We start from the raw sequence: 13,608 nt of genomic DNA, 5'->3' as shown, positions 1-13,608 counted from the left end.
TTATGAAAACGCTTGAATAGAGGAAAGATGTCTGGTAATATGTGGATGTAACGAAAAGGTTTTCGAAAAAAGGGGGACAAATATGCTGTTACTAAGATTGCTAGCATTTTTGATTGATTGCATGATCATTTTTTTACCAAGTACCATGCTTAGCTATCTCCTAATGGTACCTGCTGGAGTAACGATTGTCTTGCCACAACTTCTCTTTGTGGTCTACAACATGATTTGTTTGAGTAGTTTTGAGGGGAAAACGATTGGCAAACATTTTGCGAAACTCGTTGTTTTTACGAATCAACGTAATTTATTAACTGTAGGAATGAGGGAAGTAGCAAAATTGCTCTACTTTTTACCAATGATCGGTTGGTTGTTTTTCACTGGTTCTTTCTTCCTCTATCTAGGTACGAAAAAAACGTTACACGACATTTTAGGACAAAGTGTAGTGGGGTTCAATAAGAAACAGGGGAATGATCAGTATGAACGAAACCTCCTTCGATGAGTTGTTAACAGGGAATCCTTTATTGGAGATCAATACACAAGCGCTACTTTTGTTAGTTATTTTTGCTTGGGCTAGTGCTAGTCTTATTGCTTGGAAGTGGCGAAACGAATACCAAGCCGCAAAAATAATTAGAGATTATGCTTACTATGCGCCACTCCACTTGATCGTAGGATGGGTGTTTCTTAACGCAGCAATTGTCCTAGTAATTGGTAGTTATTTCATGGGCTTGATTGTACTTTTGTTTCGGTCCAATAACTATTTTTATAAATAAAAAATTTTTGAAAGAAACTAAAACGTTTTCTGAAGAAATAGGAGGAAAAAATGGAGACAGCGATGCAGTATTTAAAAGAAGACCCTTGGAAAATTACGGAAAAGACCTTTGATACAAAATGGTTAGGCAAAGCAGAAGCCATCATGTGTTTGGGCAACGGGTATCTGGGGATGCGCTCTGTGACAGAAGAGAAATATGTTGGCGAAACGCGTAATCTTTTTGTTGCAGGAACCTTTAATAAATTCGACGAAAATGAAGTGACTGAGCTTCCTAATGTGCCGGATATGATTGGAATGGAGCTCCTTTTTGATGGCGAACGATTAGATTTATCAAAAGGCAAATATTCAAACTATTCACGTGTCTTAAATTTGAGAACTGGGGAACTCACGCGCTCCTTTCAATGGAAACATGGTCAGATTAATGTCGAACTGACCTTTAAGCGATGTGTTTCCTTTGCCCAAAAGCATGTGTTTGCGCAACAAGTGCTGGTCGAAAATTTAGGAAAAGAAGTCACGTTGGAAATTATTTCTGGTATTGACGGACAAAAGACAAATAGCGGCTCACAGCATTTTACTGAAGGTGACAAATCATTAACAGAAAATCGTTTCTTACAAATGATGCCAAAGACCACTCAATCTAAGATCGCCTTTGTTCTTTCGACAGCACATAATCTAGAAAAAACAGAAGATTGCTATGATGGAACCAAGAAGCGGATCGAGATGGGAAGACGGAAAATCTACAATCGTTACTGGCAAACCTTGGCACCTAATGAGACGTTGAAGCTTGAGAAGTTTTCTTCTGTCTATACCACGATCGATAAAGAGCATTTAGGAAAGACACCACAAGATTTGAAGAAGATTGCCCTTGAAGAGCTGAAAGAGATTCGCAAAAACGGCTATCAGGAATTAGCAAAAGCTTCAGCAGCGGCATGGGACAAAGAAGTCTGGTCCGTCTTTCCAATCAAAATCAAGACAGAGAACACACTAGATCAATTAGCGATTCATTTTGCAAAATATCATCTACATGTGATGACACCAGCCCATGACGAACGCATGAACATAGGTGCCAAAGGCCTATCTGGGGAAGGGTACAAAGGACATACCTTTTGGGATACAGAGATTTTTATGCTGCCATATTTTACCTTCACACACCCAGAAATCGCCAAAAAATTAGTGACTTATCGCTATTTAGGTTTGGATGGTGCCCATAAAAAAGCTACTGAGAACGGCTATCAAGGCGCCCAATTTCCGTGGGAAGCTGCTTGGCCTGAAGATGGTGAGACTACGCCAGTTTGGGGCGCTGCGGATATCCTTACGGGCTTACCAACGAAAATTTGGTCAGGATTTATTGAACAGCATATTACCAGCGATGTCACCTACGGCATCAAACAATTTATTGATGTAACGAATGATCAACAATTTGCATGGGAAAAAGGCTATGAAGTGATTTTTGATACGGCGATCTTCTGGGCGAGTCGTTTAGAGTGGTCCGAAGAAAACCAGCGCTTTGAAATTTTAGACGTAGTCGGACCAGATGAATATAAGGAGCATGTCGATAATAATGCTTTCACGAATCATACTGCGCACTGGAACATTCAATTAGCTATTTCATTGTATGAAGAGTTGAAAAAGAACCAGCCAGAACAATTTACGAAACTAGCTGAAAAATTACCATTAAATGAAGCTTATCAAGAATGGCAAGCAAAAGTAGCTGCTATTTATTTACCGCAACCGAATGAAGCGGGAATCATCCCGCAAGATGATACCTATTTGACGAAAAAAGAGATCGATCTCACGAAATATAAAAATGATTCGCAAGTAGGCACACTGTTCCATGAGTATAACTTAGAACAGGTCAACGAGATGCAAGTTTCGAAACAAGCGGATGTTCTTTTGCTCTTGTTCTTATTTGAGAACCTTTTTCCAAAAGAAGAGAAACGGTTGAATTGGGATTACTATGAGCCGAAAACGTTGCATGATTCTTCCTTATCCTTATCGACACATGCCATCCTCGCTGCTGATTTAGGGGAAATAGCACTTTCTTATGATTTGTTTCAACAAGCAATCAACATTGATATGGGAGAAAATATGCTGTCTTCCAATGAAGGGATTCATGCAGCATCACTCGGCGGTATTTGGCAAATGACGGTCTTCGGCTATGGTGGTGTCCGTTGTTTAGACGGCCAGTTAAGAATCGAACCACATTTACCAAAGGCTTGGGAAGCACTTGAATTTGGTATTATGTGGCACCAACAGCCATTAAAGATTGAGGTCACACAGGAAGGTTTTACGGTCACCAACCATGGGGAGCAAGCGATTGAGTTTATCGCTTTTGATAAGGTTTATCTGCTTGAAGAACAAATCAAAATCACTTTTTAGGGGGAAATAAAATGACTGGATGGAAAAAAGTAGTAGGAACAGGGCTTCTATTGTCTGGAGCAGTGGTGCTGGCAGCTTGTGGTGGAAACGAAGACACCAGTAGTTCGACAGATCAGACGGATTTCACGGGGGATTCGTTAACGATCGGTGTTTGGGGTGGCAACGAGGCAGAAGAAAAATCGTTGGATGAAATGATCCAATCTTTTGAAGAAGCAACGGGTGCTACAGTTGAAAAGAAAGTATATACCGATTATAATACCCAAATTCAAGCTGACATGGCTGGTAGAACGGCACCAGATGTCTTTTACGTGGATGCCTATATGTTCCCATGGTTCTCAGAGAATGGCACACTTGCAGAGCTGGATCCGGCTAATTTTGAAAGTGAGCAGTTTTATGATAGCTTGATCGATGCTTTTACGACTTCGGATGGACAACTGCAGGCTGTTCCCAAAGATATGTCAACTTTAGCACTCTATTTCAATACAGCGATTTTTGAAGAAGCGGGTGTGTCGATCGATGAAGTGCCAGACACACTTGAAGCGTATGTTGAGTGGCTGCCGTCGTTCCAAGAAAAAATCAATGAGGCGTATGGTGACGGAAATGTTTTTGCCATGAGCTATAACCAAGATATGGCTCGCAACTATCATCTTGCAACGCGTGAAAATGCTCAACCAATCAATGAAGATGGGACGGCTAATTTGGCTGATCCAGCAGTAGTTGATAATCTTTCGATTTTAAAAGAGTTGGTCGATACGAAAGCAGCTGTTACACCGCAAGATATCGGAACAGGTTGGAACGGCGAAGCTTTTGGTTCTGGAAAAATTGCGATCATGGATGAAGGAAACTGGGTGTATGAGACACTTAAGACAGAATTTCCTGATATTCCTTTTGTTGTAAAAGAAATGCCAACGTATAAAGGAACGGAAGGGTCAATGATGTTTTCTGTCGGTTGGGGAAAATATGTTGGGACTGAAAAAAGTGCCTTGGCAGATAAATGGATTCAACACGCTACTGGTCAAAGCGGTATGCAAGCATGGGTTGAAGGAACCGGGACATTACCTAGTCGTCAAGATGTAGCAGATGCGGCCAAAATCACAGAAAACAGTGACTTGAATGTTCACCTAGAGGCTTGGGATTATGCAACGATTTGGCAAAAGGGCACCACTTTAGATACGATCAACAAAGCCTATCAAAACTTTTTACCGAATGCTTTAAATGGAAACATGACCTTTGAAGAAGCAATGGAAGCTGCTGATGAACAAGCGAACGCAGATATTACAGCAAACTAGTCTGAATTTGAACGAGGGAGAGGAACTCCTCTCTCTTTTCTTTTGGGAAAGGTGACAACATGATGGAACGAAAAAAAACTAACTATACAAAAAGCCAATGGCAAGAAATCCGACAAGCGTGGCTCTTTCTGGCTCCAGCAATCATTGTCGTAGGAATCTTTTTCGTCTTAGCTGTTCTCTTTGCTTTTTATCTATCTTTCAACGACGTCAATTTGTTTACCAATACATTTTCTTTTAAAGGGATAGAAAACTATTTACGTATCTTCACCGATCAAAAAGCGCGAATCGCTCTTAGAAATACGGCCACGTTTGCCTTGGTCGTCGTTCCGTTACAAACGATTTTTGCTTTGATTATCGCGTATATTTTAAGCAGCAAAGGAATCAAGGGGAAGAAACTGTTTCGGATGGTTTATTTTTTGCCAACTTTAACTTCTAGTTCAGCATTGACGATCATCTTTATGTTTATTTTTAATATTTACGGTCCAGTCAATGACTTATTTATGAATTTAGGATTTTACTCAGAACCAATCAATTTTTTACAAGAACCGGCCTATGCGTTGAAAGTGATTATGGTAATGAATATCTGGTCGACCGTGCCTTATTATATGACGATCTATTTGGCTTCTTTAGTTGATCTGCCTCATTCTTTGTACGAAGCAGCAGAGATCGATGGTGCGACAACCGTGGATAAATTACGGTATATCACGATTCCTTATCTACGCCCAATCACTACCTATGTACTGCTGACGGGGATCATTGGTACCTTTCAGATGTTTGACCAGGCGTATATCTTCTCGAACGGATCAGGGGGACCCAACAATTCGACTCTGACCTTGTCACTAATGATTTACCAATACGCCTTTGGACAAATGAACACGATGGGGTATGCGGCAGCATTAGCGATCGTTTTAGCAATTATTATCTTTATCACGTCACTTTTAGCAGAAAAATTGAACAAAGAAAGAGGGTAACGTCCGTGAGAGGAAAAGAGAAAACAAAAATTTTAAAGATCTTGCTCTATACGATCTTGATTCTTTATGCAGTACTGACCTTTTATCCTTTTGTCTGGGCAATTGCTGCATCTTTCAAACCCTATAGAGAAATTGTTTCTGGGGATATGAGTTTGATCCCCAATGAGTTTACTTTAGACAATTTTCGATATGTCTTGGGGCGCTCTTCTTTGTTTATGCGCTGGTTTCTAAACTCCGTGATTATATCCGTTATTGGAACGACCATCAATATTTTATTAAATACGATGGCAGGTTATGCCTTAGCAAGATTAAATTTTCCGGGGCGTGAACGAATTTACTATGGATTTTTGGCATTGATGATGGTGCCAGCTCAGGTTTTGTTGATTCCAAATTACTTAATCTTGATGAATCTAGGAATGTTAGATAGTTTTTCAGCGTTGATTTTACCAGCTGCGATCAACATCGGGAATATCTTTATGATGCGTCAATTCTTTTTATCTTTTCCAAAAGATGTGGAAGAAGCTGCGGCAATCGATGGTCTCGGCAGATTTCAAACATTCTTTCGTATCGTGATGCCATTAGCAAAACCATCCATCGCAACACAAGCTGTCTTTATTTTTATGGGCTTTTGGAATGAATTCATGAAACCAATGCTCTATTTGACCACGCCAAGTAAATATACTTTGACTCTAGGGTTGCAGACTTTCCAAAGTCGAAATGGTGGTGTACGATGGGATCAGACGATGGCGGCAAGTGTGATCACGATCATTCCCATTGTGATCATTTACTTGCTGTTCAACAAATATTTCTTACAAGGAGTGCGAATGGATGGCGAAAAATGATTCATTTAAAGTAAGAGCACAGGAACTTTCTCATCAAACCCCTGAATACTTAGAAACATTGTTTGCAGTTGGCAATGGTCAAATTGGCGTGCGGGCAGGGCATCCTTTAAAAGTTAATGAGCTTTACGAGGGAAACCCAGGCTCCTTTGTTAATGGCTTTTTTGATAGTGAGCCGATCCAATATGGTGAATGGGCATACGGCTATGCCAAAGAGCATCAGACGATCATCAAGCTGCCGAATCTAAGAGGCGTACGTTTACAGATTGGTGACGAGGACTCTAGTGCTTCAGAATGGCAAGTAAAGCCTATACAAATGACTTTGGATTTGGAAAAAGGCGTGTTGGATGAATCCTATAAAGTAGTAACGCCACTAGGTAAAACTTTTGAATTGGTGATGCAGTCGTTTGCCTCTGTGACACGAAGTGAACTTTACGTCTGTCAGTATCAAATTAAGAACACCAATTTCTCAGAGCCAATTTCCATAACACATCCGTTAGAACAAAAAGCAGCAATTGTTCAAACAGATGATCCTCGGGTTGCTAGTAAAGCACATCACTTACGAAAAGCTGATTATCAGGATTATGCGATTTGGACTGCTGAAAATAGTCAACGAAGTATAGCAATTCGAGTGATCAATGGCGAAAAGCAAGTACAAGCAGAGGAAACGCTTACGACGGTTTTCCAAATGAAACTACTTGAAGATAATCAAAATCACGAAACACCTTTTAACCAAGAGTTAGCCGATTTTGAAGTTCTCTTGCAAGAGCAGCAACAAAGTTATCAGCAATTTTGGGCGGCAAGTGATATCCAAATCGAAGGAGATCCAGTTCTTCAAAAAGGCATTCGGTTCAATTTGTTTCATTTGAATCAAGGTGCGGGGCGAGACGGCAGAACAAATTTCGCAGCCAAAGGATTGACTGGCGAGGGATATGAAGGGCATTACTTCTGGGATACGGAAATGTATCTGTTGCCATTTTTTATTTTCACGAACCCTGAAATAGCCAAGGCATTGCTTTCCTATCGCGGGAAGATCTTGCCGCAAGCCAAACAACGGGCGCAGGAGCTAAGCCAAGAGGGTGCTTTGTTTGCTTGGCGAACAATTGATGGAAATGAGACGAGTGCTTATTATCCAGCGGGAACTGCCCAAGTCCATATCAATGCGGATATCGTTTATGCATTCCAATTGTATGAACGAGTGACTGGCGACCAGGCATTCATCGAAACGGTTGGCAGTGAAGTTGTTTTTGAAACGGCGAAATTCTGGTTGAGCTATGGCGATCTAGTAGAAAAAGAGGGCAAACTTGCCTTTTGCATCAATGGAGTGACTGGACCTGATGAGTACAGTGCCCTTGTTAATAATAATTTTTATACGAATAAAATGGTTCAAAATAATCTATATTATGCCATTGAGTTAGCACAGCGGTATGGTAAATACCAAGAAACAATTAGTGCTTGGCAGCAAGCAGCCGACTTAATGTACTTTGGTTACGATGAACAGCGAGGGATTACGAAGCAAGACGATGGATTCTTAGAACAAGCAGTCTGGCCATTTGAAACTACACCTGCTGAAAAGTATCCTCTCCTGCTGCATTATCATCCAATGGTCATCTACAAACATCAAGTCTGTAAGCAAGCCGATACGGTTTTAGCCCAAATGCTCTATACAGGAGACTTCAGTCTTGAGCAATTAAAAAAAGATTATGACTATTACGAACAAGTGACGACGCATGATTCCTCCTTGTCTCGTTCTATTTTTAGCGTGATGGCGAGTCGAATTGGGGATTCTGAAAAAGCCTATCGTTATTTTATGGATACGGCTTTGATGGATTTAACGGATCTCCAAAAAAATGTTGTCGATGGCATTCACGCAGCAAATATGGGGGGAAGCTGGCTGAGCTTGATTTACGGTTTTGCAGGGTTGTATTACGATCAAGGCCTGCGATTAGCGAATCATTTGCCACAGAAAATAAAAGAACTAAAATTTACGCTCTTTTATCAAGGAGAACCTGTTAAAATCAGTTTAAAGGATCGCGATATTGACTGTCAGTTAGCGGAGACAACCCAATTGCTCGCTACGAAGGCTGATGGTGGTATTTGGATAAAGGAGAGATAGCAAATGCGAACAACGATTCGCGATGTGGCAAAGGCAGCCGGTGTATCAATAGCGACTGTATCCAAAGTTTTTAACGGGTATAGTGATATCAACCAACAAACCAAGCAAGAAATTTTAAAAATAGCGAAAGAATTAGACTATTCCCCAAACATGGCAGCAAGGACACTGTCTTCGAAGAAACAACAAACCATCGCCTTGATTTTAAATGAGTTGAATTTCAACCGAAAATCAACGATGCCTTTGGAAGTGTTGAATGGGGTCTATCGTTATACGGATCAGTCAGATTTTGAGTTTGTCTTTTATGGGACAAGTACTGAGAAACAAAAGCAAAAGACGTTTAGTCAGTTCTGCAATGAGCACAATATCACTGGTGTAGTGATCCAAGGGTTAAAAACCACCGATCCTTACTACCAGGAAGTACAGCAAACCTCTTTGCCGACAGTTCTGATTGATATGGAAATCGACAATCCTAAGATCGGCTTGGTTTCGATTGACAATGAAAAAGCGGCGCAAGAAGCTGTGGATTTTTTGATTGCCAATAATCATCGACAAATTGGCATGATCAACGGGAGTCGTGATGCCAATGTCAGTGAACTTAGAGAAAAAGGCTACCGCGCTTCTTTGGCAGCGCATGGCTTGTTAGTGAATGAGTCGTATATCCAGTACGCCAACTATGAAGAAGAAATTGCCTATTTGATTTGTAAAAATCTGTTAGAAAATAATCAAGAAATCACTGCACTGTTCTGTGCTAGTGATATTATGGCAATCGGAGCGATACGAGGAATCAAAGACATGGGCTTGCGGGTTCCTGAAGATATTTCGGTCATCGGGTTCGATGATATTATTTTGGCTAGCTACGTAACGCCTGAATTAACAACCGTTGCCCAAGATATGGAACGAATCGGTTATGAAGCAGCTGAATTACTAGCAGACATCATCACCAATCAAGCAGAAACGAGCCATCGAAAAATTAGTCCCCATCAATTAAAAGTGCGACAGTCGGTAGAGAAAATCAGCGAGGTTCGCTAAATAAAAAAGACATGACCTTCATTGAGTGAAGATCATGTCTTTTTTTGTGGAGAAGAAAACTCAAACAAATTGGTCGGTCATATGTGGCAACAACAAAGTGAAAGTCACGACCATTCGTTTTTTTGATAAGAAGCAAAGCACAAGGCAAGCAACTTCTTGTAGAAATTTCCCTTAATGAAAGGGAAGATATACCTATGGAGGTTGCTTGGGTTTGACTCTAAACTAGTAAGCGAGGGAGAGAGAGATGGAAAAATTAAGCCTATTGTTGTTAAGAACACTTTCGGAGCATGACGGTTTTATGACGAGTAAAGCGGCTGCTGCCGAGTTGGGTGTTAGCAGAAAAACCGTTCGCCGTTATGCAGAAGAAATCAACCAGCATCAAGAACGATACGGTTGTATGATTCAAGCGAAAAAAGGGAGTGGGTTGTATTTACAAATAACGAACGAAGAAGCTTTTCAGCGAAGGAAAGAACAAGCGTCCCACAATGACGACTTTGTTTCTAGAATTATTGAATTCTTTATTCAAGAAGAAACGTATATTAAATCCGAAATGCTTTGCGAACGCTTATTCATTTCTCAGAGTAAGCTATCTCAAGAATTGAAAAAGCTGCGACGGATACTAAGCCATTACCAGCTCTCCATTCAAACGAAGCCGTATTACGGAATGAAACTTAGCGGTAGCGAATTTGACTTGAGACGGTTTATGGCTAGTAATTATTTGCAAAGAACCCATATCAAGCAGTTAGAAGAGGGCACAATCAGCGAAGATACACCGTCGCTTCTTCACCAGCAGATAAAAGCGATCGTTTCGACGGAGTTTTCGCAAAAAGCCTACCCCATGTCGGAGGCTATTTTGAACAATCTGGTGAATCATTTAGCGATCGCTGTCTTACGCATGCAAAGCGGCCGCTACTTAGATCGAAACCTACCGATCAGCGGCAGGACCAATGATGAGCAGACATTACTAGGAGAGCGAATCATCGCCAGAATTGAAAAAGAGTGTGCTGTACATTTTACCGAATACGAGCGAAATTATGTTTTAGGGCAAATCGTTGGCAAACGAGTAGTCCCTAGAAATGAAAAGATGACTGTTTCAGATGAAGCAGCAGAATTGGTCAGCAAAATTTTAAAAGCGATCAAGGAAAGCCGCCAAATCGATTTCAGCAAAGACTTGGATCTGCAAACGATGTTGATGTTGCACTTTGCTCCGCTGATCGATCGGATCGAATTGGGGATCGAGCTGAAAAATCCTTTGTTGAATGAGGTGAAGGTACACTGTAATGTCGCTTATGATTTAGCCATCATTGCCGGTCAAGTCATTGCAAAGCAATTTGAAAAGACCATCAGTGATCATGAACTCAGCTATTTGGCGATGCACTTTGATGTGGCTTTAAATAAGAAAAATTCGCAAACACAGCGCAAGTATATTTTAGTGGTCAATGACCTAGGCCGAGCGGCCAATACCTTCCTTAAAGAGAAATTTGAGTTTTATTTTCGCAATTATATCAAGAAAGTCACGGTATGCAATCCATATGAATTTTTGCAAATGATCGAAGAGCAGGAGTTCGATTTTATCTTTTCTTCGATTCCACTTCCTTACGAAGGAACGATTCCTGTTATGAGTGTTGATTATTTTATGCAACCGGATATGATCAAAAAGATCGAAGCCGCATTGGCCGCTGTCTTCACAGAAGAAGTGCTTTTGAACTACTTTAAGGAATCGTTATTCATCTGTGAACATGAATTTGAAACAAAAGAAGCGGTGTTGCATTTTTTATGCCAACAAATCAAAGAACAGTATTCAATGCCTGAGAATTTTGAAACGTTGGTTTTTGAACGAGAAGCCTTTTTTGGAACCGATTTCTTACCGTCAGTCGCTTTCCCTCATCCCAATGCGCTGATTGGTGCAGAAACGGTGATTGCCGTTGCAAACTTGAAAAAGCCAGTGTTCTGGTACAAACAGACGGTTCGTCTCGTTTTCTTATTAGTGATTGCTGAACAAGATCACTTAAAAGTGAAACCGCTGAATGATCATTTGATCAAACAATGTTCTTCGTTGGATAAAGTAAACAAACTAGCTGCGACAACGGACTTTATGACGTTCATTAATTATTTAAAGGAGTAGTGTATGACAAATGAAAAAGTAACCTTAGAAGGTGCGTATAATTTTCGCGATTTTGGCGGCTATCGGACCAAAGAGGGCAAATACGTAGTGACTGGAAAACTATACCGCTCAGACGAATTGAGCAAATTGACAGAAGCTGATCAGAAAAAATTAGCAGCTCTGGGAATTGAGAAAATTATTGACTACCGCAATGCCCAAGAAAGAGCAGACAATGAAGACAAACCCATTGGGAATGCTCAGATACTTTATTTGACGCCAATTGCTGATATTGCTGCTTTAGCTTCTTCAGAAGAAGGGGAGCCAATGGCGCTTTCTGCAGAAAAAATCACCGCCGAAGTTGCAAAAGAATTGATGATTCGGCAAAATTATGAATTTGTTGAAAACAGTCAATGCAAGACCGTTTTCAAAGAAGTATTGGCCATTCATTTGGAAGCTGAAGGTGCAGTGGTTCAGCACTGCCGTGGTGGCAAAGACCGCACCGGGTATGGCGTTGCCCTGATTCAGTTACTGTTGGGTGTCAGTTATGAAGAGGTCATGGAAGATTACCTGCTGACCAACGAGTACAAAAGGGAGAAAAATACCAAGAGTCTCAAGCAGATACAAGAAGAAACGAACAACCCCGATTTTGTGGCAGCAATGCGATACTTCAAAGAAGCTGATCGGTGTTTTTTACAAACCGCTTTGGATTTGATTGAGGCTCATGGGGGGATTGAAACATATGTAAAAGAAGAACTGGGTTTTTCACAGCAGAAAATCCAGCTACTTAAAGATAAATACTTGCGGGATTAAGTGAAGGAGGACCTTATGAATACACTGAAAGATAAAATACTAGCTGCAGCCGTTCAAGTACAAAACAATATTTATATGAAAGCCATTGCCAATGCAATGATGGGCTTAATGCCCGTCATGATGATCAGTTCCATTGCCTCCTTGATCAATGCGATCGACATTGGGGCAACGCAACAGATAATGGAACAAATTGGTTTGAAAGCATTATTAACCCAAGTCAACGCGATGACGATCGATGTCGTTTCCGTTTATGTCGCCTTTCTAGTTGGCTATAAATTAGCCGAGCATTTAAATGCGGATCAACTAAATGCCGGTATCATGAGTTTGGTATCATTTTTGATCTTGAGTCCGATTTCGACTTTAGAAGAAACCCGTACGATGGAGTTGTCGACCCTTGGCTCCGGTGGGATGTTTGTCGCCATGTTTGGCGGATTGTTGGGTGCCAGAATTTACATTTTATGTGTACAGAAGAATTTGATGATCAAAATGCCGGATTCGGTACCGCCGATCGTCAACAAATCCTTTGCAGCGATCGTGCCAGCAATTATTGTTTCAGCCATTATGGGCATCATTTACGTGGGTATGGCGGCAACTCCTTACGGCACACTGACAGATATGATCTATACTTGGGTACAAGCTCCATTGACCTTATTAGGAGCGAATATTTTTGCTTGTATGATCATTGTGGCGTTTATCGAATTTCTTTGGTTCTTTGGCATTCACGGAGTGTTGGCTGTTTATCCGATCTTGATGTTGGTCTTTTACCAACCAGGGCTTGATAATCTGGCGGCGTACAGTGCCGGCCAAGCATTACCACATCTGTTTACGATTGGGTTTATTTTGAACAATCGCGGGGCTCGTTCATTTGCAGTCGCTTTACTGGCTATTTTTGGCTGCAAATCAGAGCAACTAAAAGCTGTTGGTAAAATTGGATTGATCCCTTCCATGTTTGGTATTTCTGAGCCAATCAAATTTGGGATTCCTCAGGTGATGAATATCAGAATGCTGCTTCCCTTGATGGTAACACCGGCTGTTTCCGTGTTGTCAGCATATCTCTTAACAATTGTCGGCTTTTTGCCTTACCACAATGGAGTCAATATCCCAACTGGATTTCCGATTATTTTCGGTGGCTTCTTAGTGAATGGCTGGCAAGGGATCATTGCACAATTGATCCAATTTGTCTTATGTATCATCATCTACATCCCTTTTATGCGTCTGCAAGACAAAGCAGCACTAGCTGAAGAAAAGAATCTGCAAACCCAAGCGGCAGTCGTTGAGTAACAAATAACGAGAAAATGGAGGAAA

11 protein-coding genes are annotated in these 13,608 nt (G+C 41.0%); all 11 read left to right on the top strand.

Annotation, left to right across the window (positions count from 1 at the left end; translation table 11 throughout):
• Window positions 1–82 precede the first annotated feature (82 nt).
• The 11 genes from IGJ26_RS13260 to IGJ26_RS13210 all read left to right on the top strand — a co-directional run bounded on the left by IGJ26_RS13260 (window position 83) and on the right by IGJ26_RS13210 (window position 13,584).
• Complete coding sequence (locus IGJ26_RS13260) at window positions 83–496, top strand: RDD family protein (RefSeq protein WP_005234081.1); 414 nt, start codon at window positions 83–85, stop codon at window positions 494–496.
• Window positions 474–767: a hypothetical protein gene (locus IGJ26_RS13255; RefSeq protein ID WP_005234082.1), complete on the top strand. Its 294-nt coding sequence runs from the start codon at window positions 474–476 to the stop codon at window positions 765–767. The genes IGJ26_RS13260 and IGJ26_RS13255 overlap by 23 nt, the downstream gene beginning before the upstream one ends.
• 50 nt (window positions 768–817) lie before the next feature.
• Entirely contained in the window at window positions 818–3,145 is a 2,328-nt protein-coding gene (locus IGJ26_RS13250; RefSeq protein ID WP_194199236.1) for a glycoside hydrolase family 65 protein, read from the top strand.
• Between the two features lie 11 nt (window positions 3,146–3,156).
• Window positions 3,157–4,434, top strand: coding sequence for a sugar ABC transporter substrate-binding protein (locus tag IGJ26_RS13245; protein WP_005234084.1), 1,278 nt, complete (start codon window positions 3,157–3,159; stop codon window positions 4,432–4,434).
• Window positions 4,435–4,496: 62 nt separating this feature from the next.
• Window positions 4,497–5,405, top strand: coding sequence for a carbohydrate ABC transporter permease (locus IGJ26_RS13240; RefSeq protein ID WP_008380619.1), 909 nt, complete (start codon window positions 4,497–4,499; stop codon window positions 5,403–5,405).
• 5 nt (window positions 5,406–5,410) lie between these two features.
• Window positions 5,411–6,247 (top strand): carbohydrate ABC transporter permease, encoded by an 837-nt coding sequence (locus IGJ26_RS13235; protein WP_016612747.1) that lies wholly within the window; start codon window positions 5,411–5,413, stop codon window positions 6,245–6,247.
• Window positions 6,234–8,360 (top strand): glycoside hydrolase family 65 protein, encoded by a 2,127-nt coding sequence (locus IGJ26_RS13230; RefSeq protein ID WP_430599689.1) that lies wholly within the window; start codon window positions 6,234–6,236, stop codon window positions 8,358–8,360. Before IGJ26_RS13235 ends, IGJ26_RS13230 begins: the two co-directional genes overlap by 14 nt.
• A gap of 3 nt (window positions 8,361–8,363) precedes the next feature.
• Window positions 8,364–9,389, top strand: a complete 1,026-nt coding sequence (locus IGJ26_RS13225; RefSeq protein ID WP_005234088.1) for a LacI family DNA-binding transcriptional regulator — start codon at window positions 8,364–8,366, stop codon at window positions 9,387–9,389.
• 244 nt (window positions 9,390–9,633) lie between these two features.
• Complete coding sequence (locus IGJ26_RS13220; protein WP_429962003.1) at window positions 9,634–11,514, top strand: BglG family transcription antiterminator; 1,881 nt, start codon at window positions 9,634–9,636, stop codon at window positions 11,512–11,514.
• A 3-nt stretch (window positions 11,515–11,517) separates the two neighbouring features.
• Window positions 11,518–12,303: a tyrosine-protein phosphatase gene (locus IGJ26_RS13215; RefSeq protein WP_008380628.1), complete on the top strand. Its 786-nt coding sequence runs from the start codon at window positions 11,518–11,520 to the stop codon at window positions 12,301–12,303.
• A 15-nt stretch (window positions 12,304–12,318) separates the two neighbouring features.
• Complete coding sequence (locus IGJ26_RS13210; protein WP_430599688.1) at window positions 12,319–13,584, top strand: PTS sugar transporter subunit IIC; 1,266 nt, start codon at window positions 12,319–12,321, stop codon at window positions 13,582–13,584.
• Window positions 13,585–13,608: the final 24 nt, after the last annotated feature.

Source organism: Enterococcus sp. AZ095a, from assembly GCF_050546735.1.
In the GTDB taxonomy this organism is placed as follows: domain Bacteria; phylum Bacillota; class Bacilli; order Lactobacillales; family Enterococcaceae; genus Enterococcus_D; species Enterococcus_D entomosocium.
This window is presented reverse-complemented; position numbering and strand designations above follow the sequence as displayed.

What these genes read in the sequence shown, in the direction of transcription:
- IGJ26_RS13260 (WP_005234081.1), top strand. Translation starts at nt 83, where the DNA reads ATGCTGTTACTAAGATTGCTAGCATTTTTGATTGATTGCATGATCATT.
- IGJ26_RS13255 (WP_005234082.1), top strand. Translation starts at nt 474, where the DNA reads ATGAACGAAACCTCCTTCGATGAGTTGTTAACAGGGAATCCTTTATTG.
- IGJ26_RS13250 (WP_194199236.1), top strand. Translation starts at nt 818, where the DNA reads ATGGAGACAGCGATGCAGTATTTAAAAGAAGACCCTTGGAAAATTACG.
- IGJ26_RS13245 (WP_005234084.1), top strand. Translation starts at nt 3,157, where the DNA reads ATGACTGGATGGAAAAAAGTAGTAGGAACAGGGCTTCTATTGTCTGGA.
- IGJ26_RS13240 (WP_008380619.1), top strand. Translation starts at nt 4,497, where the DNA reads ATGGAACGAAAAAAAACTAACTATACAAAAAGCCAATGGCAAGAAATC.
- IGJ26_RS13230 (WP_430599689.1), top strand. Translation starts at nt 6,234, where the DNA reads ATGGCGAAAAATGATTCATTTAAAGTAAGAGCACAGGAACTTTCTCAT.
- IGJ26_RS13225 (WP_005234088.1), top strand. Translation starts at nt 8,364, where the DNA reads ATGCGAACAACGATTCGCGATGTGGCAAAGGCAGCCGGTGTATCAATA.
- IGJ26_RS13220 (WP_429962003.1), top strand. Translation starts at nt 9,634, where the DNA reads ATGGAAAAATTAAGCCTATTGTTGTTAAGAACACTTTCGGAGCATGAC.
- IGJ26_RS13215 (WP_008380628.1), top strand. Translation starts at nt 11,518, where the DNA reads ATGACAAATGAAAAAGTAACCTTAGAAGGTGCGTATAATTTTCGCGAT.
- IGJ26_RS13210 (WP_430599688.1), top strand. Translation starts at nt 12,319, where the DNA reads ATGAATACACTGAAAGATAAAATACTAGCTGCAGCCGTTCAAGTACAA.